At 60.2% G+C, this 20,393-nt stretch carries 16 protein-coding genes; 1 reads left to right on the top strand and 15 read right to left on the bottom strand.

Annotation, left to right across the window (positions count from 1 at the left end; translation table 11 throughout):
- Positions 1 to 20 precede the first annotated feature (20 nt).
- The 11 genes from ACL2XJ_RS05610 to ACL2XJ_RS05660 all read right to left on the bottom strand — a co-directional run bounded on the left by ACL2XJ_RS05610 (position 21) and on the right by ACL2XJ_RS05660 (position 14,008).
- Positions 21 to 1,016 (bottom strand): sugar ABC transporter substrate-binding protein, encoded by a 996-nt coding sequence (locus ACL2XJ_RS05610; RefSeq protein WP_413725924.1) that lies wholly within the window; start codon positions 1,014 to 1,016, stop codon positions 21 to 23.
- Positions 1,016 to 2,053, bottom strand: a complete 1,038-nt coding sequence (locus tag ACL2XJ_RS05615; RefSeq protein ID WP_413725925.1) for an ABC transporter permease — start codon at positions 2,051 to 2,053, stop codon at positions 1,016 to 1,018. Before ACL2XJ_RS05615 ends, ACL2XJ_RS05610 begins: the two co-directional genes overlap by 1 nt.
- A complete protein-coding gene (locus tag ACL2XJ_RS05620) occupies positions 2,050 to 3,054 on the bottom strand; it encodes an ABC transporter permease (RefSeq protein WP_413725926.1) in 1,005 nt (334 codons plus the stop codon). The genes ACL2XJ_RS05615 and ACL2XJ_RS05620 overlap by 4 nt, the downstream gene beginning before the upstream one ends.
- Entirely contained in the window at positions 3,051 to 4,259 is a 1,209-nt protein-coding gene (locus ACL2XJ_RS05625; protein WP_413725927.1) for an acyl-CoA dehydrogenase family protein, read from the bottom strand. Before ACL2XJ_RS05625 ends, ACL2XJ_RS05620 begins: the two co-directional genes overlap by 4 nt.
- Positions 4,256 to 5,632, bottom strand: coding sequence for an LLM class flavin-dependent oxidoreductase (locus tag ACL2XJ_RS05630; protein ID WP_413725928.1), 1,377 nt, complete (start codon positions 5,630 to 5,632; stop codon positions 4,256 to 4,258). The genes ACL2XJ_RS05625 and ACL2XJ_RS05630 overlap by 4 nt, the downstream gene beginning before the upstream one ends.
- Positions 5,629 to 6,708 carry a hypothetical protein gene (locus tag ACL2XJ_RS05635; RefSeq protein WP_413725929.1) on the bottom strand — a complete coding sequence of 360 codons (1,080 nt, stop codon included), beginning with the start codon at positions 6,706 to 6,708 and terminating at the stop codon, positions 5,629 to 5,631. Before ACL2XJ_RS05635 ends, ACL2XJ_RS05630 begins: the two co-directional genes overlap by 4 nt.
- Positions 6,705 to 8,429: a dipeptide ABC transporter ATP-binding protein gene (locus ACL2XJ_RS05640; protein ID WP_413725930.1), complete on the bottom strand. Its 1,725-nt coding sequence runs from the start codon at positions 8,427 to 8,429 to the stop codon at positions 6,705 to 6,707. The genes ACL2XJ_RS05635 and ACL2XJ_RS05640 overlap by 4 nt, the downstream gene beginning before the upstream one ends.
- The gene (locus tag ACL2XJ_RS05645) at positions 8,426 to 9,343 is read right to left on the bottom strand and encodes an ABC transporter permease (protein ID WP_413725931.1); all 918 of its coding nucleotides are present in this window, start codon (positions 9,341 to 9,343) and stop codon (positions 8,426 to 8,428) included. Before ACL2XJ_RS05645 ends, ACL2XJ_RS05640 begins: the two co-directional genes overlap by 4 nt.
- Complete coding sequence (locus tag ACL2XJ_RS05650; RefSeq protein ID WP_413725932.1) at positions 9,340 to 10,308, bottom strand: ABC transporter permease; 969 nt, start codon at positions 10,306 to 10,308, stop codon at positions 9,340 to 9,342. The genes ACL2XJ_RS05645 and ACL2XJ_RS05650 overlap by 4 nt, the downstream gene beginning before the upstream one ends.
- Positions 10,309 to 10,374: 66 nt before the next feature.
- Positions 10,375 to 11,982, bottom strand: coding sequence for an ABC transporter substrate-binding protein (locus ACL2XJ_RS05655; protein ID WP_413725933.1), 1,608 nt, complete (start codon positions 11,980 to 11,982; stop codon positions 10,375 to 10,377).
- Between the two features lie 658 nt (positions 11,983 to 12,640).
- On the bottom strand, positions 12,641 to 14,008 hold the full coding sequence (locus ACL2XJ_RS05660; protein ID WP_413725934.1) for an MFS transporter: 1,368 nt from the start codon (positions 14,006 to 14,008) through the stop codon (positions 12,641 to 12,643).
- Positions 14,009 to 14,159: 151 nt separating this feature from the next.
- Between ACL2XJ_RS05660 and ACL2XJ_RS05665 the strand changes: the two genes are divergently transcribed.
- Positions 14,160 to 15,047, top strand: coding sequence for a LysR substrate-binding domain-containing protein (locus ACL2XJ_RS05665; protein WP_413725935.1), 888 nt, complete (start codon positions 14,160 to 14,162; stop codon positions 15,045 to 15,047).
- A gap of 25 nt (positions 15,048 to 15,072) precedes the next feature.
- Here ACL2XJ_RS05665 and ACL2XJ_RS05670 read toward each other — a convergent pair whose 3' ends face one another.
- Genes ACL2XJ_RS05670 through ACL2XJ_RS05685 form a run of 4 tightly spaced genes read right to left on the bottom strand, consistent with a single transcriptional unit; the run spans position 15,073 to position 20,290 of the window.
- Positions 15,073 to 16,290: an acyl-CoA dehydrogenase family protein gene (locus tag ACL2XJ_RS05670; RefSeq protein WP_203520445.1), complete on the bottom strand. Its 1,218-nt coding sequence runs from the start codon at positions 16,288 to 16,290 to the stop codon at positions 15,073 to 15,075.
- Between the two features lie 58 nt (positions 16,291 to 16,348).
- Positions 16,349 to 17,698, bottom strand: coding sequence for an NtaA/DmoA family FMN-dependent monooxygenase (locus tag ACL2XJ_RS05675; RefSeq protein ID WP_413725936.1), 1,350 nt, complete (start codon positions 17,696 to 17,698; stop codon positions 16,349 to 16,351).
- A gap of 8 nt (positions 17,699 to 17,706) precedes the next feature.
- Positions 17,707 to 18,702 carry an ABC transporter permease gene (locus ACL2XJ_RS05680; RefSeq protein ID WP_413725937.1) on the bottom strand — a complete coding sequence of 332 codons (996 nt, stop codon included), beginning with the start codon at positions 18,700 to 18,702 and terminating at the stop codon, positions 17,707 to 17,709.
- Positions 18,692 to 20,290 carry a sugar ABC transporter ATP-binding protein gene (locus tag ACL2XJ_RS05685; RefSeq protein WP_413725938.1) on the bottom strand — a complete coding sequence of 533 codons (1,599 nt, stop codon included), beginning with the start codon at positions 20,288 to 20,290 and terminating at the stop codon, positions 18,692 to 18,694. The genes ACL2XJ_RS05680 and ACL2XJ_RS05685 overlap by 11 nt, the downstream gene beginning before the upstream one ends.
- Positions 20,291 to 20,393 lie beyond the last annotated feature (103 nt).

The raw sequence follows: 20,393 nt of genomic DNA on the forward strand, positions 1-20,393 counted from the left end.
CATTCGAACCGCCTCCCTGCTTAATAGGTGGGACGGGGCGTCCCATCGATATTCTTCAGGGTGTAGGCCGGGGTGTCGTAATACTGTTCTTTTGCCACCTTTTGCCCTTCCGCGACCTCAACGGCGGTTTTTAGCGCTAGACGGGATGCATCGTCGGGTTGCATCAGCACCGAGCCGTAGAAATAGCCATTTTTCTTGATTTCATCGTAGCCCTCGATTTGCGAGGCGCCGGAGGTAATCTTGATATGATCCGGTTTGAGGCGCCCGGCCTGAACCGCCGCCTTGATCGCCGTCAGCGCACCGAGCGCCATATCGTCGTCATTGGCGCAGACTCCGTCGATCTTGTTGCCGAAGCGGGTAATAAAGGCTTCCATGATCGACTGGGCCTTTTCGCGTTTGAAGTTGGCGGGCTGGGCATCAAGCAGCGTCGCGCCCGGATGTTCGGATAATGCCGTTCGACAGCCCTTTTCACGCAGATCGCCGGATTCAGTACCCGGCGTGCCGCTGATGATGACGATGTTTGCCTTGTCGCCCAATGCTTCAATCAGCATTTGTCCCGAAAGATAGCCGGTTTTGAAATGGTCCGGTCCGGTCCAGGCGGTGACGTATTGCGCCCCCGAAGGCGCGACGCGGCCATTGGACAGCACCACGGGAATGCCGGCGGCATGCGCCTCCCCAAGTGAGGATACAATGGCCTGGTTATTCAAAGGCAGGGCAATGACCGTATCGACGCCCTGTGCCACCAGGTCGCGGATATCATTACTTTGCTTAAGCACGTCGGCTTGAGAGTCCAGCACGATCACCTTGACCCCGAGCGCCTTGGCATAGTCCTGGAAATTTTTTTCATACGAGGCGCTCCAGGGATCGAGCAATGGGAACGACAGTCCGATAACCAATTGATCAAGCGGCTTTTTCAGCGGTTGATTCAACCAGTCCGGCGCAGCGGCCGCAGCGGCGAAAGAAGATGCCCCAATCAGTATTGCGGCCGCCATAGCCAGACGTTTAAACCTGTTCATTAACCTCTCCTGTTTTTGTTAAATAGAAAAAATGCCGGTAATGTCTTGCCCGCGCCGGGTCGCTTGTCGAGAATGAGCGCTATCAGCAATGCCAGGCCGATAGCCACCAGTACGTAATGTGCGGAAAGATGAATCAGATTGAGGCCGTTGCGCAGGACGGCAAGCAACAAAACCCCGGCCAGTGAATTGATGACATTGCCTGCGCCGCCGGTCAGCCGTGTGCCGCCGAGGGCCACCGCCGCGATGGCCCATCCCTCATAGCCCTGGCCGTAGGTGGGAACCGCCGCGCCCATATTGGCGGCAATGGCAATCCCGCACAGGGCCGCCAGAAAACCCGAGACCACAAAATTGACCATGACATGCCGGCGAACCCGTACGCCGGCGTTGACGGCGGCGTTGCGATTACCGCCGATGGCATACGCTTCCCGTCCGTGCCTGGTGTTCGACAGCACCCAGTGCGCGGCGATCAGCAACGCGAAAAAGAGCACGGTAATCAGGTGTACCGAACCCAGCCGCAGCGAACCTATCCAGGTAAATACCGCGCTTTGGGCGATAATTGAGGTTTCACCCACCACGGCGAAGGTCAGCCCCTTGAGGCCGATCATGGCCGCGAGGGTCACGATCAGGGAATTGACGCCGAGGCGTTCGACGAAAAAGCCGTTTACCAGACCGGAAAAAACACCGGCCCCCAAGGCGGCCAGAACGGCGAGGGGCAGCCCCAGGTCTCCTTGCAGCACCACGCAAAGGCCGGCGCAAAGGCCCACCAGTGAACCGATAGAGAGATCGATATGGCCGCTGATGATGACAAGCGTAAGCCCAATGGCCAGGAAGCCCAGGAAGGACGCCTGCAGGAGAATATTGCCGATATTGAACCATGACAGAAAATGCGGGCTCAGCGCGGCAAAGAAACATATCGCCGCCAGCAGCGACAGCCAAATGGGATTGCCCAGCGCCGTTAACGCCAGACGGCGCGCGTTGCCGGCCAGGGAGTCAATAATGCCCGCGGCGGGTATTTCGGCGTTGCCGGTCGCTTTCACAATAATATCCTTTTGCGCTTCGCCGCCATTTCGGCCCAGACGGCGGAGATGATGACGCCCCAGGTAATAATCCACTGGAGGTAATAAGGGAGGCCGAGCAGCAGCAGTCCGTTTTGCATAAACGCCAGCAGCACCACCCCCACCACCGTCCCGGCCATGGTTCCCGAGCCCCCCAGAAAGCTGGTGCCCCCCAGGATCACGGCGGAAATGACGTCGAACTCGTAGCCGGCGCCGGTATTGGCCTGAGCGCCCATAACCCGGCTGGCGATAATCAAAGCCGCCACCGAGGTGGTCAGGCCGCCGATAAGGTAGGCGAGGGCAACGGTTTTTCTGGTATCAATGCCGGAAAAGGCGGCGGCGGTTTCATTGCCGCCGATGGCGAAGATTTTTCGCCCGAACGCCGTCATATGCAGCAGGATACCCAGCGCCACGGCCAGCGCCGCGAAGAGCAGCACCGGAACCGGCAGACCAAACAGAAATCCGCGGCCGAAGACGGCGAACCAGGTGGTATCGGGATGGGCGACGTAGATATCCGCGCCGCCGCTGTAAACCAAGGTGACCCCTTGCAACAAGGACATCATGGCCAGGGTGGCAATCAGCGGATTAAGACGCAAATAGCCGACGATAAAGCCGTTTACCAGGCCCACGGCGCCGCCTATGCCCAGCGCCGCCAGCAGCGCCGCGCCGGCGCCTGCCCGTTCATGCACATCTATCGTGACGAAGCTTGCCAGGGACAGCAGCGAGCCGATAGACAAATCGATACGTCCCGAAATAAGCACGAACGTCGCCCCGAGCGCCATCACGCCGGCGATGGATGACTGGCGTAAAACCTGGGCGATATTGTCGCCATTAAGCAGGGACGGCGTAATGCCGGCAATAGCGCCAAGCACGATAATAAACACCGGCAAAATACCGAAGCGCGCCAGGATTTCACGAGTCAATGCGCCCAAACCGGTTTTTGGTTTAAACGCTGCCGCCGGCTTTACGATTCCATTTGTCATCGCTTGCCGCCCTGGGCAATGGCGGCCGCGTCGCGGGGCAGATTGCCGTTGAGGTGGAAGTCGCCGACATAAAACTGCCGCCAGCGCACAGGGTCATGCAGCGAGTGCGTCCGCACGTTGCGCCACAGGCGATCAAGGCCGCGCCGCTCGCCATTGACCACCGGCGAGCGGAAATGCGCTATCTCGTTGGCGATGGCCGGGGACAATTCATAGGCGAGGCTTTTCGCCTCATCGGTGGCGACAAAAGCCTCCGATGCCGCCGCCACCGTGGGAATGTCGCCGGCGAGGACCGCGTCTGCCCGCCGGGCGGCCCGCAATACCAGAGAACGTGCGGCGCGAATGCGTACTGCGTATTCACCGAGGCGGGCGAGATCGGCTTCGTGCGGCGCCGGATGTTCAGAGAGGATGCGCGCGGCGGCCTGCAAGGCGCCCGCCGCGCCCGCCGTCTCGATGGCGGCGTGAATAAGCTGGTTGCCGGCAAACTGGGCCAGCAGAACGGCGGCATCGCCCCTTGCCCGGTCAACCACCTGGTGCGCCGGAACCCATACATCATTAATGATGGTTGTGCCGCTGTAGGTTCCGCGCTGGCCGAAGGCATCCCAGTCGGCCAGAACATCCAGCCCGGGATTATCGCGCTCGATATACGCCGTCAAAATCCGGCCATCCGCATCTTTGCCGAATACCGGCACCCACTGGGCGGTGAGCGCGCCGGTGGAAAAATATTTACGCCCGTTAAGCCGGTAGCCGTTCCCCTCGGGGGCTATGGTGGTGGCGATATCCCGGCGCGACGGTCTGCCGGGTTCCGCCAGCGCATTGCCGAAACGCGCGCCGGCCAAGACCCTTGCATAAAAAAAGTCCCGCGTGGCCGGTTCAGCCACCAGCAGCGTATCGACGAAATCAAAATGATTTTGCGGCACCTGTGCCAGGGAGGTATCCGCCGCCGCCAGGATCAGGAAAACCTCCATCAGCGTTTCGGTGGACGCGCCGGCGCCGCCAAACTCACGGGGTACGGTAATCGCCAGCAGCCCGGAGCGCGACAGCGCCTGAAGTTCGCTTACCGGTATACGCCGCTGTGCATCGATTTCCACCGCGCTTTGCCGCCAGATGGCAGCGAGTTCATGGGCCGCCGCAATGGCCTCCTGCGCTGTGGCGATAACATGCGCCGTTGCCGGCGCGCCATGTTCTTTATCCCCAGGCCGGTTCATAACGCCACCTCCCAGAGGCCGTTGCCGTTATCTTCGGGCCCCTCCCCGGCGGCTTTGCCGGCAAAGCGGCTGGCCGGGCGAGGCAGGCCGTAATGGTCGCGCAGCGTGCCGCCGGTATATTCCCGCCTGAACAGACCGCGCTTTTGCAGTTCGGGAATCACTAGATCCACAAAGGCGGCCAGCCCCGACGGAAAGACATCGCACATAATATTGAAGCCATCCGCGGCGCCTTCGGCGACCCACTGCTCCATGGTGTCGGCAATCTGTTGCGGGCTGCCCACCACCAGCCGGTGCGCGCCGCCGCCGCGGGCAATAATGTCGCGCACCGTCAGGGAGCGGTTGCGCGCCAGGGACAGGGTCGCTTCGACGAAACCGCGCGTCCCCATATAGTTGTTGATTATCGGCAAGAGCCTTTCCGGTATCGGCCGGTCAAGATCAAGATCCGCCGGATCCAGCCCCAGCTGTCCGGCGAAGCGGGCCAGCACGCTGTCCTCCCCCGCTATCTCATCCAAGGCCTTGCGCCGTTGCCGGGCTTCCTCTTCCGTCGCGGCCACGATCACGAACAGACCGGGCAGAATGCTGATTTGGTCCGGGTTGCGGCCATAACGGGCCGCCCGCTGCTTGACATCGGCATAATAGGATTTCGCTTGTGCCAAATCCTGCTGAACGCTGAATACCGCCTCGGCGTAGCGCGCCGCCAGATCGCGCCCCTGCTCCGAACTGCCGGCCTGGACCAGCACCGGCCTTCCCTGCGGCGAGCGGGGGATTTGCAGCGGTCCGGAAACGGTAAAATGCGTTCCGGCATGGTTGATGGCATGTATTTTGCCGGTATCGGCAAACCGGCCCGAGGACCGGTCGAGGATCAGGGCGTCATCTTCCCAGCTGTCCCATAACCCCTGCACCACATCGACGAACTCAGCCGCCCGGGCATAACGATCCGCATGTTGGGGCAGATGCAGTTCGCCGAAATTACCGGCGGCGCGTTCGTCGTAGGTGGTCACCACATTCCAGCCGACGCGGCCATGGGAAATGTGATCAAGGGAAGAGAAACTGCGGGCGATATTATAGGGATGGGAAAACGTCGTGGAGGCGGTGGCGATAAAGCCGATCCGGCTGGTCACCGCGGCCATGCCCGCCACAATCACCGCCGGGTCGAGCGCCCAGCTGGGATGCGTGCCGGGATTAAAGGAGATGGCCAGCGCATCGGCCAGGAACACCGCATCCAGCAATCCGCGTTCGGCCACCTTGGCAATCTCCTGGTAATGCTCTATCTGGATATAGCCGAGGGGGTTGCCCTCGTTAGCGCGCCAGCTTGCGCCATGGGAACCGGAACTCAAAATATTGACATTGATGTGCATCTGCTTCTTGCTCATACCGCGGCCTCCCGTTTGTTGTTATTCACCAGCTCACGGCCGATATTCTCGGCCGGCCGGTACGGCGGATAGACCACCCCGTGGGCGGTGAAATCGCGCCAATAGCAGTCGAAGCCATAACGTTGGCTGGTGGCGCCGGCGCCGAGCAGTTCAATGGTTCCATTGATGATTGAGCGGCCCGCCAGAATCGCAAACAGCCTCGCCGCCGCCACCGCATCCCATGCCTGGGAAAACGCCTGCCTTGATGTACCGGGAGCCACCCCCGCCACCACCTCCCGAGCCTCGGTCAACAGCTCCGCCAGGGCATGCCGCGTGGCGATATACTCCCCATAGCGCCTCACCAGGTGCGGGTCGTCCGTGGCCCTGGTCAGGGACTGACCTTGCCAGGGCCGGGTACGGGTGGTGATATGGGTATGGGCCGCCGCCGAGAACCCCTGCAAAATGCCGAAGTCCAGCGCGGCATGTAGCAGCTCTTCCACCAGGGCGGCGTAGCCGGTTATGTGCTCAAGCGTTCGGGCATCGATGGCGCCCAGAGTGGTGGCCGCCAGCGGCGCCGGCGCTCTGACCTCATCTTTCTGAAAACCGGTCCGGTCGAAGATAATTCCGCCGGCATGGATATTGGCTTTCCCGTCGAGGGACACAAAATACCCCCCCTTGGCAGGGTCTGCGTCCCGCACCAGCAGCAAAGCGGTATCCCCTTTGGGGTTTGCCGTGCGGAAAAATTGTTGTCCCCTGATAGCCAAGCGGCTTCCCGAGACCGTCGCGGTCAACGCGCCGTCAGGATAAACGCTATCGTCCGGCCACCGGGGCCACACCCAGCCGGCAATATCCCGGGGGTTAGGGTCAAGGGAACCGAACAGCAGCCGAGCCACCGTTTGGTTAACCTGCGCCAGTGCCGCCGCAGGTTCGTTTTCTCCCGCCTGGGCCACGGTCTGGAAAGCCCGGTTGATATTCAGGTCCGCCACCGCGGCCTGGAAAATCCTGTTGTCGTTGATGATATCGCTATCGCGGTCCGCCACGGTGGAGGGCGGATTTCCCCGCGGCGAACAGGCGGATATACCCAAGGTGTCGGTCATGATTTTTTCCTCGCGGCGGTGCCTGGAATTGACGCCAGCAATAGCCGCGTATAGTCATGTTGTGGATGAGCAAATAACGAGTCGGCGGGACCGTATTCGATAATACGGCCGGCCTTCATCACGGCGACCTCATCGGCCATCTGTCTGACCACGGCCAGATCGTGGGAAATAAACAGATAGCTCAGTCCATACCGCTCCTGCAGTCCGGACAGTAAATCCAGGATTTGCGCCTGGATGGAGACATCCAGGGCCGATACCGGCTCGTCACAGATCAATATTGCCGGTTCCGGCGCCAGCGCCCGGGCAATGGCCACCCTTTGCCGCTGTCCGCCGGACAGTTCCGCCGGGTAGCGGTCCAGCAGCCCCCTCGGCAGGTTGACGTGCTCCATCAGATCGTTAATGCGCTGACGGCGTTTGAATTTATCCCCCAGGCCATATCCCAACAGCGGCTCGCCGATGATTTCGGCGACGGTGAAGCGCGGATCGAAAGACGCGAACGGATTCTGGTGGATTGGCTGCATTAAACGGCGCATTCGCCTGACACCGTGGAGATCGAGACTTTTGGTCTCCACGCCGTCGAAAAAGACGTTGCCCCGATCCGGCGCCGTCAGACCAAGGGCGATACGGGCGGTAGTGGATTTCCCCGAGCCGGACTCCCCCACCACCGCCAGGGTCTTGCCTCGTTTCACCTCAAGATTGACGTCGATCACCGCCTGCACCGCATGTTCACCCCCTCCCCGTGCGGATGACACGAATGTGCGCGAGACATGGCGAAGGGACAGCAGGGGTTCGCCGGCCACGGCGGGGAAGGCGGCAGGCTGCTCCCGGTTATCTTTCCCACTGAAAGCAGCGCGCCGGCGTCCGTTGGACAGCCCAGGGGCGCTGGCGATGAGCAGCCGGGTGTAGTCATGTTGCGGTCTCGCCAAGACCTCCTGTGCGGGCCCCTGCTCAACGATTCTGCCGTCCTTGAGCACAATAATGCGATCCGCGCGATCCGCCGCCACCCCCAGGTCGTGGGTAATAAGCAACATCGACATGCCCGATGTGCTTATCAATGAGTCGATATCGTCCAGGATCGCCTTTTGCACCGTGACATCCAGCGCGGTAGTGGGCTCATCGGCCACAATCAGCCGCGGGCCCGGGCCGATAGCCGACGCGATCAGCACCCGCTGCCGCATTCCCCCCGAAAGCTGATGGGGAAATTGCCAGGCGCGCCTGGCCGCATCCGGTATATGCACCCGATTAAGCAGCGCGACGGCGGCATCATTTGTTCCCCCGCCATCGCCGATATGATGAATTATCAATGGCTCATGCACCTGCCTACCGATACGGTGCAGCGGATTGAGCGCCATCATCGGATCCTGCGGGATCCAGCCCACCTCCCGACCGCGGATACGATTGAGCGCGCGCTCCCCCAGGCGCGTCAGTTCACGCCCCGCCAGGGAGATAGATCCACCGGTAATGGAGGCGCTGTCGGGCAGCATGCCCATGGCGGCGAGGGCGATGGTGCTTTTGCCCGATCCCGATTCACCCACCAGGGCCACAACTTCTCCTGGTCTTACCTCAAAAGAGACGCCGCGCACCGCCGAAACGCGGCGGCCACGGGCGTTATAATCAACGCAGAGCTGCTCAATGGATAAGGGGCTGGTATCCGCCTCCGTCAGGGTGCGGCCGGAGGTTTGCCCCGGTCCGCGGCGAGCCGGCTTGGTTTTCCAGGTCATGTGTTCGCCGCCTCATGGCCGGCAAGCGCCTCGGCGACACGGTTAGCGGCCAATACCGTGATGAGGATAACCAGTCCGGGCAAGGTGGTCAGCCACCAGGCCGCCGTCATATAATCACGGCCGCCGGCCACCAGTTGCCCCCATTCCGGCGTAGGCGGCGGCGGGCCGAATCCCAGGAAACTCAGGGCCGAAACGCTCAGGATAGCCCAGCCGAGTTCAAGGGTCGCCAGTACAATCACCGGCCCCAGCGCGTTAGGGATGATATGGCGCATCAGCACGCGGCCCTTGCTGACGCCGGCGAACAGGGCCGCCTCGATATAGTCCGACGACCGGATTTTCAGCACCTGGGAACGGGTGACCCTGGCAAACCCGGCAATGCTCCCGATCCCCACCGCGATGGCGATGTTGACCATGCCGAAACCCAGCGCGTTGATGATGGCCATTGAAATCAGCAGCATCGGGACGGAAAGCAATACATCCATCATCCGCATCAGGACATCGTCCACCCAGCGCCCGATATACCCCGCCAGCAGACCGATGCCGCACCCCGCCATCATGCCGACGCTCACGGCGAGCACCACCGCCTTCAGCGACTGCCGGGTGCCATAGACCACGCGCGCGAACAAATCGCGGCCCATATGATCGGTACCGAACAGGTGTTCGAGGCCGGGGGGCTTAAGTCTCGCTCCGCCCTGCCCGCGTATGGGGTTGTAGGAGGTGAACAGGTCAGGAAACAGCGCGGCGGCGATGACCGCCGACAGTACCAGGATCGACAAGGCCAGGCCGGGCTGGGTAATGACGCCCCGTACCGTTGGCCACAGGATACGCCGTGAAAAACCATAGCCATTTTCAGCATCGCGGTTTGCGTCATCCGGTCGCCGGGAGGCGTTGCCGGTCAGGGAAATGTTACTCATATGCGCGGGCCTGACAGTTTCGGCCGGCGTACGCCGATGTCGATACGCGGGTCGATAAAGGGATAAAGAATGTCAACCAGCAGATTGACGCAGACGAATACCGTCGCGGCAAACAACACCGCCACCAGCACGATGGGCGTATCCTGGAACAGCACGGCTTTTACCGTCAGCAAGCCAATGCCCGAGCGGGAAAATACCGTTTCCACCACCACCGACCCGGCAATGAGATGGCCGGTGGTCATGCCTAACGCCGTCAATACCGGAATGATGGAATTGCGCAGCGCGTGGCCGATAAGCAGCCGGCGGCGGCTGGCGCCGCGCCCCTTGGCCGTGGTGATATAAGGCGACTTCAGCACGGCGTGCAAACTGCGCGATAGGATTTGCGCGATGAGCGCGGCGGTGGGAATGGCCAGCACGATGGCGGGTAGCACCAGGCTGGCCGCCCCGTCGTTACCCATACCGGGCAACAGTTTTAACCGGAAGGAAAAAATCTGCAGCAGGATCAGGCCAATCCAAAAAGAGGGCAGTGAAACCCCCACCACCGGAAACAGCAACAGGAGATTGCGTAAAGCCGGCGAACGCACATAGGCGGCCAACAGCGACAGACCCATACCCAGCACCAGTCCCAGGAACAGCGCCAGTCCGGCCAGCTTGAGGGTTTCCGGAACGCCGGCGGCGAACATCTGGAGCGCATCCTGCCCTGTTTGCGCCGACAGACCGAAATTGCCATGCAGAGCCGCCCACAATGCCCGGCCATATTGGATGAAGACCGACCGATCCAGCCCGAGATCGGCGCGCATCTTCTGCAACGCCTCCGCCGAAAAACCGCTGCCGCCGGCGCCAAGATTCAGCTTGCTTAACGCCGCATCCCCCGGCAATACATACAGCAGCAGAAAAGCGGCGGTAAAGGTGGCCCATAAAACACATAGGGCGTGGGCAATCCGCTTGGCAATAAAAAAAGTCATAATATCGTCATCCGGGTTTGTTGCCATGAAGAAGGGAGAAGCCGCCTTCCCCCTCGAGGCCAAACGCTAACGGGCAGCCTTTGCCAGCGTAACGTCGTAAAGAATCTGGCTGGTTGAACCGGCTCCCGGCCCGCCCCACTCCAGATCCCTCACCGTGCCGTCGTTCGACCACAGTTCCTGGGTAGAAAACACCGGAACCGCATAAGCCCGGTCCAGGATGATTTTCTGCACCTGATCGGTGAGTTTCTTGCGCGCGGCCGGGTCGGTGGTGGCGCGCTGAGCGTCCAGCGGGCCGTCGATGTCGTTATCGGGATGGAGGCGGAATCGGTTGAGCGCCTTGGTTGAGTAGAGCTGGCGCAGCACGTCCGGATCGCCCAGGGACCACTCCCAGCGATGAAGATCATAATCTCCCGCCAGCAGCGCTTCATCATAGGCGCCGCCGGTGAGCGGGCGCAGACGCAAATCAAAGCCCACATCGCGAACCTGCTGCTGAACCACTTCCAGAAACGCCTGGTTGATCGGAGCGGCATAGAACGAAACGGTAATACGCAAAGGCTTGCCGTCCTTGACCCGGATACCATCCGGTCCCTTGGTCCAGCCGGCTTCGTCCAGCAGCTTGTCAGCGGCGGCCGGATCGAAAACCAGCTGTGCGCTCTGGTCAAGGTAACCCGGCGTCTTGCGCGTCAACACGCCGGTGGCGGGAATTTTAAAACCCGAGAAAGCGAGATCGACGACCTCTTTACGATTGATGGCCTTGCTGAAGGCCTGCCGCACCTTCTCATCGGCCAGGATGCCGCGGGAGGTGTTGATCAGCAGATTGACAGAGGTGCCCAGGGATTCGATTTTCTCCAGCGGAAAACCCTCTTTCACCAGCGGTTCGGCATCCTCATATCCCGTCGATTCGATAATATTGACCTGATGGCTCCTCAGTGCGCCGGTGCGTACCGTCGATTCCGGAATAATGCGGTAAATAACCCGATCAAGGTAAGCTTCGCCGCTGTGCTTACGTTGCGACGACGGCCAGTTATAGCCTTTGCGCTTCACCAGCTCGGTCTTCTCGTTCAGCTTGACGCTGTCGAGCACAAAAGGTCCGGAACCTATCACTCCCGTATGGCAGCGTTCCTCCGGTGACTTCGCCAACGTCGCCGGGGCGACGATACCCAGCTCCCCCGTCGAGGTGGCCGCCAGGAACGGGACATTCGGCTGGTTGAAATCGATTTGCAATGTGTAGTCATCAATGGCCGTGATGGCCTTTACCCCTTTAAAATAGGACGCGCCGGCCGCACCGGGAATGGTTGATATTTTATCGAAGTTGGCTTTGATCACCCGCGCATCGAGTTTGCTGCCGTCGCTGAAAGTGACGTCTTTGCGAATATGAAAAGTGTAGCGGGTCGCATCAGTATTTATTTCCCAGGATTGAGCCAGCCAGGGGGTTATTTTTGATGGATTTTCATAATTCTGATCGGTAAGGGAATCCACCAGGCCCCGGCCTTCGATTGCCGCATAACCGTAATTGTCCTGTTGCGGATCGATACATTGCGATTGTTCGGCCAAACCAATAGTGAGTTCCTTCTCGCCGTCCGTGGATTCCGCGCCGCTCGCCAAGCTTATATTTAATGAAATAACCAGCATAGATAACAGACCGGGATAAGCCCAGCGTCCAAATTTCTGCATTATTAAAAATCTCCGGTAAGGGCTTAGAGCGCATTACGCCCCGCATTAAGAAAAAAGAACTTACTATCGATATTCAAAATAATAATATGATATTTTATGCATTAGATTTCACATTTTGTTGTTTTATAAAAACCTTTCATTTACTGTGGAGTAATATTTAGTTTAATTCAAGGCGTTTTTTGCCAGCGGTCGGCATGCTATCAAACGCGGAGGCAAATGGAAAAACGCTGAAATTTTTACTTATTTACAATTAATTAACAATCAATTGTTGTGGAATTTATTTTTCCCATATCGCCAGTGCAATAAATAGCTGCATTTCAATTGACCAGCCATACAACAATTACTTCGTATTAATGAATATTTAAATAGGCGGATATCAAGATTGGGTCAGATTAACGGCAGAATATTTCCGTCTTTGTTTCTTAATAAAGATTATATATATTTTATAAATGGCAATCAGGCATATGTATTTAAAATTTCCCTCTTTTATCAGTCTATTCGCCATATTGTCTCTATGCCTTGACAGTATTCTGCCGTCTCTGACCAAAAAATAACATGCGAGCGGGCCAGCGATGGCAAGTTCGGTTAATCCTGTCGGTTAGCCCGGAATGAGAGAGGACATTATCCTTCGCGGCTTTATAGTCTGCAGTCAGAAAATTCAATTTTCCGCTGCTAATGCCGCCGCCGCGCCCGATAAGGCAAAAAACGCCAGCAGGGTAAATGAATAATAATATCCGGTTTCACCCGGATAATAGCCCAGTAGAATCACCAGCAGCGACAGAGCAATGGCGCCGCCGACGTACTGGGCGGTCACCAAAAGTCCACTGCCCGTCCCTTGCCTATCCTCCGGCAGCTCTTTTAGGCCCGCGGCGAAATTGGCGGCGTAAATTATGCCGTGTCCCAGCCCGCTGAGCAGGAGTCCCACGGCAAAGCGCCAGCGGAATGCCCCGCCGGCAAGCGACAGGGCGAGCAGCCACAGACCGAATGCCGCCAGCGCAAATCCGCCGAACAGCACTCTTTCGGCAGTCATCTTGCCCATGAGCTTTCCCGCCAGTACATTGCCGATGACGATCAGCGCCGCCATGGGCAAAAAGCACAGACCTGCCCTTAGCGCACCGTAACCATAGACGTTTTGCAGCAACAGCGTCAGCAAAAAGAATTCCGCCCCGGCGCTCGCCATATAACATGCGCTGGTCCAGCATCCGGTGCGCAGGCCGGGCAATCGCCGCAGCGCCCGCGCCACCAGCGGACGCGGGCCGAGTTTTTCGCCGGCAAAAAAGATTAACGACCCTACTACCGCCGCTCCCGCCCATGCATGGGTATGGATATCGTCAAGGCCGGCCTGCGCCAGGCTCGTCAGCCAAAGCACCACGCTCATCATCGCCAGGGTGCCTGACAGCGCGGCCAATACCGGAATGGGGGCGCGGTGCCTTGGCGCCGTACCCGGCATCATCTTGCGTTTCAACAGCCACAGGCAAAGCATGCCGATGGGAAAATTGATAAAAAACACCAGCCGCCAGGAAAACAGTGTGAAAACGCCCCCAAGCAATACCCCCGCCACCAACCCCAGAGCGCCCACCGCGCCCCATATCGATAGTGCTTTGGCCCGTGACGGTCCGGAAGGGAAATGCGCTGCAATCATAGACAAAAGCGCCGGTTGCAGCGCCGCCGCGCCGATACCCTGCGCGCCGCGGGCCAATATCAGCCATGCGCCGTTCCCTGCCAACCCGCCCAGTAAAGAGGCGGCGCTGAACAGGCATACGGCGGCGGCAAATGTCCCGTACGCGCCAAACCGGTCGCACAGTCTGCCGCCCAGGAGTAAAAAGCCGCCGAACATCAGGCCGTAGGCCGAGACTATCCATTGAGACAAGGCGGTGTCCAGCCCCAGGTCTTTCGCCATGGACGGCAACGCGAGATAAACGATGGAGTAATCCAGCGCCAGGATAAACTGCGCTAAAGAGATGCCCGCCAACGCACCGGGGCCGATTTGTTCCTTGCCGGATTTGACTGCCGTAATCGCGATCATTGATGATTGTCCTCAGCCTTAGCGATGTGCATATCTTCTTTGGCCTATAATGAAAAAAACTCATTTATCAGGCATTGAAATCAAAGCTTACACCGCTTAATTTGTGACAATCAAAATCAAATATTTCACCATAAGCTGAAAAAAACTCACCATGAAAGACAAGCGCATGCCGACGCTGAATTCTCTGAAGGCTTTCGACGCCGTCGCCAGTCAGGGCAGCTTCAAACGGGCGGCACAGGAGATCAACGTGACGCCTACCGCGGTCAGCCACCAGATCCGGGCGCTGGAGGAGGCCTTGCAAACCGCGATGTTCGAGCGCGGCCCACGGGAGGTCGCCTTGACCGCCGCGGGCAAGATACTGCATCAGGCCACCCGCCGTGCCTTTGCCGATTTGCAGGAGGCGGTCAATACCATTGCCAACGCCCGGCGGCCGCCGGTACTGACGCTCACCACCACCTCCAATTTTCTGACCCATTGGCTGGTGCCGCGGTTGTCCGCCCTGAAAGCGTCTTGCCCGGAGATGGAACTGCGGCTCCATACCGGCATTGAGCTGGTGGATCTGGCGAGAAATACCGTGGACGCGGCCATCCGCTACAGCACCCGACCCGGTGAAAATCTCCACACAACGTTATTGTATGAAGACAGTTTCGTGCTGGTGGCCGCCCCGGCCCTGTCGTTGAAGAAGGTGGACGATTTGCTGTCGGTAACGCTGTTTCACGTCGAAAACCGGCTTATCCCGCAGCCATCGCCGGATTGGAAACAGTGGCGCAGCCGCTTTGGCCCCGCCGCGCTGGATATTGACGCCGGCCCGCGCTTTAGCGATGAGATCCACGCCATCCAGGCGGCAATCGCCGGCCAGGGAGTGGCCATCGTCAGCAGCCTGCTGGCGAGGGATTTTATTGATAAGCAGATGCTTACCCTACCCTTCCACCGGCGGCTACCGGGCGCCAACTACTATTTTGTTACCACTCTAGATAAGTCCAGCCGTGAGGATATCGTCCGGCTAAGGGAGTGGCTGCTGGCGTGCATGGCGGGGTAGCCTGGGGAAGACAATATCCATTGTTTCAGGCGCTGCCTACCGTCCATTGCGGCGGCGGCGGCGTGCCGTTTACCGCATAGTCGCCGACGATCCGGTCTTTATAAATGCGCGGATTATGGGATGCCAGGGTCCGTGCATTGCGCCAATGCCGGTCCAGGCCGGCTCCGCGCCTTACCGCCGAGGCGCCGAGGGCATCGAAAATCAGCGCCGTGGCGTCAAGCACCAGGCCGGACACCACCGTTTGCGCCTGCGCCGCCTGCAGTTCCGCCAGCGCCACCGCCTCTTTTTCCCTGGCGTCGCCGCGGCGCGCAGTGTCATAGGCGTCCTGGAGCGCTTCGGCGGCTTTGAGCACGATGGCGCCGGCGCCGAACGCCGCGCCCTGAATACGACCCACTATCTGCAGCACCTGGGGATCGGCGCCGGCCTGCGTGGCCGCGGCATGGGAATAGGTGCGATTTCGCCGCGCCACCGCCCCGGCCACCTCGTCTGCCGCCGCCCGGCCGACCCCCGCCAGGGCGGAGAGGATAACCAGCTGATAGAACGCAGGAGAGTAGTTAAACCGATCTTCCTCCGGCGCAACATCGTCCCACTCCAAAGGGGCATGGTCGAATACTGTCGTCCCGCTGGCGGTCAGGGTCTGGCCGAAACCATCCCAATCATCCGCCACGGTGACGCCGCGGGCGTGGCGATGGATAATCGCCGATATCGGCTCGTCATTATCGTTTACACAGCCGACATGGATCCAATCGGCAAATGCCGAGCCGGTGGTATAAAATTTGGTGCCGTTTAAATAAGCACCGTCACCGTCGCGGCTCACACGGCTGGAGAATCCCTGAAGCGTTGAATCCAGCTCGGTCCAGGCATTGCCGGCGATTTGGCCGGTGGCGAAACGCGGCAGCCATTTTTCCCGCCGGCCGGGGATGCGGGTGTTAAGAATATCCTCCACCAGGGCAAAATGTCCGCGCAGCGCCTGGGTGATATTGGAATCCGCCGCGGAGAGCTCAATCAGCAGGCCGAACAGCTCAGGCAGCGTGGCGCCGAAACCGCCGAACTCCTCAGGCACCCGCAGCGCGCCGAAACGGGCCTCTTTGAGCCAGCCTATCTGTTCATACGGCAGCGTGCGGGTAATTTCCCGCTCCAGCGCGCCGGCGCTGATGTTGGCGAACAGCGGCCGGAATCGCTCCGCCAGCGACGAATAACGCTCGCTTGGGGGCAATCCCCAGGCATTAGTAGCTAATGTCATGGTGTTATCCTTATCAAAAGCAGCGGCATCCTGGCGGGCGCGCCGCAAGAAATGGTGGTCAGTCGCTTCGCCGGGCGGGATGCCGCGCATTGATCCGCGCCTCTCCCCCGGGGAAAAACCGTTCGCGCAGCGTACCGGGCGCATACTCCGTCTGCGCCAGCCCGCGCCGCGCTAAAACGGGCATGACGTGGTCGATAAACTCGACAAAGGAGCCCGGCGTGGTCTGGTAAGCCACGTTCACGCCGTCAATGCCCGCCTCTTGCCACAATGCGAGGCGGTGGGCGATTTGTTCAGGCGTACCTACGATACGGCCGTTGTAGGACATGGCCGTCACCAGATCCGCCAGCCGCGCCTTTTTGCCGGGATGAGCTTCTTCATAAAAACGGGTGAAGCCCTGCAAGCCTTCGATGTTGAAATCCGCCACCGGCTTATCAGGATCCAACAGCCCGAAATCTATGCCCAGATCGCGTCCCACATGGGCCGCCAATCCATCGGTGCTGACATATTCGTCCAGCGCGCGCGCCTTGCGCGCCGCCTCTTCTTCCGTGCTTCCCACCACAAACGACAGCCCCTGGAAAACCAGTAAATCCTCAGGCCGCCGGCCTGCCCGCGCCAGCCCGGCCCGCAGCCCGCTGATGGCGACGCGGGCCGCCTCGGGAGTCAGGCAGACCACAAAGGTCGCCTCGGCGTTACGCTCGGCGAAGGCCCGGCCCGCCGTGGACGAGCCGGCCTGGATCAAAAAGGGCGTGCGCTGGGGCGACGGGCTGGAGAGATGCGGTCCACGCACCCGATACCGCTCCCCCTGATGATCGATGGCGTGGATTTTGCGCGGGTCGGCATAACGCCCCGCCACAGGGTCGGCAACCACCGCGTCCTGCTCCCAGGAGTGTTCCCAGAGCTTATAGACCACCGCCATATACTCGTCGGCCCAGCGATAGCGTTCGTCGTGGGGTACCGGGGCGTCAAAGCCGAAGTTTTGCGCGGCGTTGCGGCTGGTGCTGGTGACGATATTCCAGCCGATGCGGCCGCGGCTCAGGTGATCGAGGGTGGACACCCGCCGGGCGAAATCAAACGGATGGCTTTGCAAAATAGAGCTGGTAAACGCCAGGCCGAGATGCTCGGTGGAGGTGATAAGCGCCGCCGCCAGCACCGTGGGATCGTTAACCGGAAAATGGATGCCTTGTTCCGCATAAATATCCCAACTGCCGTTATGGCCGCTGTCCAGTCCGAGGGCGTCGGCAAGAAACAGGCTGTCGAATTTGCCTCTTTCCAGGATCCGCGCCAGTTCCACCCAGGCGGAAATATCGTTGAGTTCGGTTTGCCGGGTCTCGGGATGCCGCCATAGCCCGTGATAGACATGGGATACCGCGTTCATGGAAAAGGCATTGAATATCAATCTTTTTGGCATGTTTTTTCCTATTTGACGCTCACGCGCAGGCTGGATTCGCGGCTGACCAGCACCGCGGCGATCACCACCGCGCCTTTGATCATCATCTGTGAATATTGCGATACACCCAGCAAGTTCAGGCCGTTGTCGAGCATGGCGATAATCAGCACGCCGATAAGCGTGCGGTGGGGGCCGCCCACCCCGCCGGAAAGCGAGGTGCCGCCCACCACGATGGCCGCCAGGCTGTTGAGCAGCAGATCGCTGCCCAGGGAAGGACCCGACGCCCCGAGCCGGGCGACCGACAGCAGCGCGGCGATGGCCGCCAGCCCGCCGGCGACGATAAAGGCATAAAGCTTATAGCGCCGGACCGGCACGCCCGCCGTGTGCGCCACCGTTTCACCGCCGCCGATAAGATACATATAGCGGCCGAACCGGGTGCGAACGGCCACGAACACCATCAGCGCCCAGGCAATCAGCGCACAAAGCGTGATATTGGGTAAATGGGGTATGGCCTGGCCGATAGAGAGGGTTTCAAAGCCCGGCAAATTAAACTCAATGGCGCGGCCATCAAGGATTTTCAGCGCCAGTCCGCTGAATACGGAGAGGGTGCCCAGCGTCACGATAAATGACGGAATGCGACCATAGACATAAATGACGCCGTTCAACAGGCCGAACAGGCAGCCGATAGCCGTCACCACGGGAATCACGGCAAATCCCAGCGGCGTGCCGTTAATCAGGGTGACCCCCACCGCGCCGGACAGCAGCACCATCGCGCCGATGGACAGATCGATGCTGCCCATCAGGATGATAAAGCTGCCCCCCAGACAGGCAATCAACAGCGCGCCCGCCTGACCGCTGACGGCGGTAAAGTTGCGCAGCGTGGCGAAGGAGTCGGTGGTCAGGGAGAAAAAAACGAACAGCGCCACGACCACGCCGACGGGAAACCAGAAGCTTTTATCAATGGCCCGTAAAAAGTCGCCGGCCCGGTTGGTTTTGGCGGATACGGTTGGGAGATCAGTTTGCATAACCGGCTCCTTGAAGAGGAAAAGCGGAAGGTTCGTCGGGACGGGAGGCGCCGTCCGGCAACATCCAGGGGATGATGTCGCGCTCCCCCGGCTTTTGGTCGGGAGGCGCCGCCAGCTCTTTCACCACCCGGCCGCGGCGCATGATCAGGATGCGATTGGACAAACCGATCAATTCCAGCAGTTCATCGGTAATCAGCAGGATGGCGACGCCCTGTTGGGTAAGTTCGCGGATAATCCGGTAAATCTCTTCTTTCGAGCCGGCGTCCACCCCGCGGGTCGGGTTATCCAACACCAGCACCCTCGGGCTGCGGCACAGCCAGCGCGCCAGCACCACCTTTTGCTGATTGCCGCCGGAAAGACGGGAGCATGCCAGCACCGGCGTCGCGGAACGAATCCGCAGTTGCTCGATATAGCGCTGAACGTCCCGCTGTTCCCGGCGCAGACGCCACAGCCCCAGCCGGCCGGCAAACAGGTCGCCGCCGCCGGCCAGCGAGAAATTCCAGGCCACGGAAAAACAGGCAATCAAACCGTCGGTAAGCCGTTCCGCCGGGATATAGCCCAGGCCCTGACGGATAAAACGCCTGATGTCGGGGCGCCGCGTTGATTGCCCGTCAAGGCTCACCTCGCCGTCATCCGGTGGGGTAATGCCGGCCACCGCTTTGCCCAGCGCGCTTTTACCGGAATCCAGCAGTCCGCCGATGCCCAGCACCTCGCCGGCCCGCACCCGTAGGGAAACATCCTGGAACGACTCCGACTGAGCCAGCCGGCGGGTTTCCAGCCGTATCGGATTCGCGCTGACGTCCTCCTGCCGCTGCTGGTAATAGTGATCCGCCGACCGCTCCCGGCCCACCATCAGCCGGTGCAGGCCGCTCTCATCGGTCTCGCCGGGGGAGAGCGTCGCCACCAGCCTGCCGTCCTTCAGCACGCAGATAATGTCGGCATGGCTCATCACCTCGCTCAGACGGTGTGAAACGAACAGCAGCGAACCTTGTAGCCTAACCTGCGCCACCAGGCGGAAAAATATCTCCTCATCGCGCCGGTCCAGGGCGGAGGTAGGTTCATCCAGCAGGATAAGCGGCTGGCTGACGCCGCGTAACAGCGACGGGGTTAAACAGGCGCGGGCGATTTCAATGGCCTGGCGTTTGGAAAAATCATAATCGCCGGTGCGTTTGCGCACATCGATATCAAAACCCGATGCCTCGACGATCCCCTCGGCGGCCGTGATCATTTTCCGTTTATCCAGCCATTGCCCTGCGCGGGTAAAACGCGCCTCTTCACCCAGCAACAGGTTCTCATAGACCGGCACATTGGCGACAAGCGATTGCTCCTGGAACACCCGCGACACGCCTTCGCCCAGGGCGGCGCGGTAATTGCCGGGCTGATACGGGCGCCCCCGCGCCAGCATCTCCCCCGACGTCGGCGGCACGATGCCGCTGATGATGTCCATTAACGTGGATTTGCCGGCGCCGTTTTCACCGATCACCGCCACCACTTTATTAGCGGGAATGAGCAGCGACAAGTCATCCAGCACCAGGGTGCGGCCATAGCGTTTGCCCAGATGGTTCACGGCGAGCAGATTATGCTCCATGGCGGAATGCTCCGTTGAATAAAGGCCAAAACGCGCCATTCAGGGATGATGCACACGCATAACGGGCGGCGTCGCCGGCACGCGGCCATAGCGGCTGCGGCCT

The organism is Sodalis sp. RH16, from assembly GCF_047324245.1.
GTDB lineage: Bacteria > Pseudomonadota > Gammaproteobacteria > Enterobacterales > Enterobacteriaceae > Acerihabitans > Acerihabitans ligni.

What these genes read in the sequence shown, in the direction of transcription:
- ACL2XJ_RS05610 (WP_413725924.1), bottom strand. Translation starts at nt 1,016, where the DNA reads ATGAACAGGTTTAAACGTCTGGCTATGGCGGCCGCAATACTGATTGGG.
- ACL2XJ_RS05620 (WP_413725926.1), bottom strand. Translation starts at nt 3,054, where the DNA reads ATGACAAATGGAATCGTAAAGCCGGCGGCAGCGTTTAAACCAAAAACC.
- ACL2XJ_RS05625 (WP_413725927.1), bottom strand. Translation starts at nt 4,259, where the DNA reads ATGAACCGGCCTGGGGATAAAGAACATGGCGCGCCGGCAACGGCGCAT.
- ACL2XJ_RS05630 (WP_413725928.1), bottom strand. Translation starts at nt 5,632, where the DNA reads ATGAGCAAGAAGCAGATGCACATCAATGTCAATATTTTGAGTTCCGGT.
- ACL2XJ_RS05635 (WP_413725929.1), bottom strand. Translation starts at nt 6,708, where the DNA reads ATGACCGACACCTTGGGTATATCCGCCTGTTCGCCGCGGGGAAATCCG.
- ACL2XJ_RS05640 (WP_413725930.1), bottom strand. Translation starts at nt 8,429, where the DNA reads ATGACCTGGAAAACCAAGCCGGCTCGCCGCGGACCGGGGCAAACCTCC.
- ACL2XJ_RS05645 (WP_413725931.1), bottom strand. Translation starts at nt 9,343, where the DNA reads ATGAGTAACATTTCCCTGACCGGCAACGCCTCCCGGCGACCGGATGAC.
- ACL2XJ_RS05650 (WP_413725932.1), bottom strand. Translation starts at nt 10,308, where the DNA reads ATGACTTTTTTTATTGCCAAGCGGATTGCCCACGCCCTATGTGTTTTA.
- ACL2XJ_RS05655 (WP_413725933.1), bottom strand. Translation starts at nt 11,982, where the DNA reads ATGCAGAAATTTGGACGCTGGGCTTATCCCGGTCTGTTATCTATGCTG.
- ACL2XJ_RS05660 (WP_413725934.1), bottom strand. Translation starts at nt 14,008, where the DNA reads ATGATCGCGATTACGGCAGTCAAATCCGGCAAGGAACAAATCGGCCCC.
- ACL2XJ_RS05665 (WP_413725935.1), top strand. Translation starts at nt 14,160, where the DNA reads ATGAAAGACAAGCGCATGCCGACGCTGAATTCTCTGAAGGCTTTCGAC.
- ACL2XJ_RS05670 (WP_203520445.1), bottom strand. Translation starts at nt 16,290, where the DNA reads ATGACATTAGCTACTAATGCCTGGGGATTGCCCCCAAGCGAGCGTTAT.
- ACL2XJ_RS05675 (WP_413725936.1), bottom strand. Translation starts at nt 17,698, where the DNA reads ATGCCAAAAAGATTGATATTCAATGCCTTTTCCATGAACGCGGTATCC.
- ACL2XJ_RS05680 (WP_413725937.1), bottom strand. Translation starts at nt 18,702, where the DNA reads ATGCAAACTGATCTCCCAACCGTATCCGCCAAAACCAACCGGGCCGGC.
- ACL2XJ_RS05685 (WP_413725938.1), bottom strand. Translation starts at nt 20,290, where the DNA reads ATGGAGCATAATCTGCTCGCCGTGAACCATCTGGGCAAACGCTATGGC.